This window comes from Protofrankia sp. Cr1 (assembly GCF_963555865.1).
GTDB lineage: Bacteria > Actinomycetota > Actinomycetes > Frankiales > Frankiaceae > Protofrankia.
Genome location: NZ_CAUVXO010000028.1, coordinates 6381 through 8140 on the forward strand (window position 1 = coordinate 6381; position 1760 = coordinate 8140).

Genomic DNA, 1760 nt, shown 5'->3' on the forward strand with positions numbered 1-1760 from the left:
TATCGGCAGCCGGCTTGTAAGCCTTCGAGCAGGCCACGCAGCGCAGCTGCGAATCAAGCCGTTCCCCACAGGCACAGACCCAGCCCAGGGCCCGTCCGGGATTGCCCGCGACCAGTGCGTACGCGGGTACATCCCGGACGACGACGGCTCCGGCAGCCACGAACGCGTACTCGCCCACGATCACCCCGGCGACGATCGTGGCATTGGCACCGATCGTCGCACCACGGCGGATCAGCGTAGGGGTGAGCGCGTCCCGGGTCTTCTTGACCTCGGCACGCGGCCGGAAGTCGTTGGTGAAGACCATGTTCGGACCCAGGAAGACATCGTCCTCCACGGTGACCAGGTCCCACACGAGCACCGCGTTCTTCACCGTCACCCGGTCGCCGATCCGGGCGCCGGACTCGACGAACACATGGTCACAGATGTTGCAGTCCGCGCCGATCACGGCACCGGCCAGCACGTGCGCGAACGCCCAGACCCGGGTTCCCGGACCCACGTCGTCGCTCTCGCACAGGCCGTGAGGATGGACGAAAACGGCCCCTGTCATGACAGTGCTCTCCGCAATTCCTCGGCCACCCGCTCCTGCTGTTCGGGGGTGATGTGCGGGTACAAGGGCAGAGAAAGGATCTCCCCGGCCGCCTTTTCGGCGACGGGAAAGTCACCGGCACCGTAGCCGAGGCCCGCAAAGGCCGGCTGCAGGTTCAGCGGCACCGGGTAGTGGATCCCGGCTCCCACACCCTGTTCATGCAGCCGTGCCAGCACCGCGTCCCGGTCGGGAACACGGACCACGTAGAGGTGCCACACATGGACGTTACCCGGCAGTGTCGCCGGTAGCCGGACCCGGGAGTCCCCACTGAGCAGCTCGTCGTAGCGCAGCGCCGCGGCGGCCCGCGCCTGGTTCCACCGGGCCAGCCTGGCCAGCTTGGCCCGCAGGACAACGGCCTGCAGGGTATCGAGCCGCGAGTTGAAACCCAGCGACTCGTGCACGTATTTGCGTTCGCTGCCGTGCGCGCCCAGCAGCCGTACCTTGCGCGCGAGCTCGGCATCATCGGTCAGGACGGCACCGGCGTCGCCGGCCGCGCCCAGGTTCTTGCCCGGGTAGAAGCTGGTGGCCGCCAGCAGTCCCAACCCGCCGGCAGCCCGTCCACCACGGACGGCGCCCTGTGCCTGCGCGGCGTCCTCGACGACGATGGTGTCGGGGCGGCACGCGGCCGCGATCTGCTCCACCGGCGCGGCCTGCCCGTACAGATGGACCGGGATCACCGCGCGGGTACGGTCGGTCAACGCCCCGCCCACCGCGTCCGGATCCATGAGCAGATGATCGTCGTCTACGTCGACGAACACCGGCCGCGCGCCCGCACGGACCACGGCCTCGGCGGTAGCCACGAAGGTGTTCACCGGGATGACGACCTCGTCAACGCCGCCAGTGGTACCGGTCGCAGCACTCACCGCGGTGCCCGCACCGACACCGGCCGCCCGCAGCGCCAGCTCGATCGCGTCGGTACCGTTGCCCACACCCACGCAGTACCCGACTGCACAGAAGTCGGCGTACTCGCGCTCGAATGCCGAAACGTGTTTTCCACCGACAAACGCGGTGGTCGCGAGCACCTCGTCGAACCCGGCCCGCACCTCCTCGGCGATCTCGGCCTGCGCAGCCGCCAGATCCACCAGCGGAATCGTGGTCACCGCAACGTCCCTTCGATGGGGTGAGACGGCAGCCCCGCGGAGCCTGGAGCTGCCGGATCTGACAATGGTTGACC

General features: G+C 68.9%; 2 protein-coding genes. Both read right to left on the reverse strand.

Features of this window, described 5'->3' with window-relative positions; all coding sequences use genetic code 11:
• Window positions 1–547 (reverse strand): acyltransferase (locus U9980_RS04765; RefSeq protein ID WP_322766853.1); only part of this gene is annotated, 547 nt, incomplete at its 3' end.
• On the reverse strand, window positions 544–1686 hold the full coding sequence (locus U9980_RS04770; protein ID WP_322766854.1) for a DegT/DnrJ/EryC1/StrS family aminotransferase: 1143 nt from the start codon (window positions 1684–1686) through the stop codon (window positions 544–546). The genes U9980_RS04770 and U9980_RS04765, both read right to left, overlap by 4 nt.
• Window positions 1687–1760 lie beyond the last annotated feature (74 nt).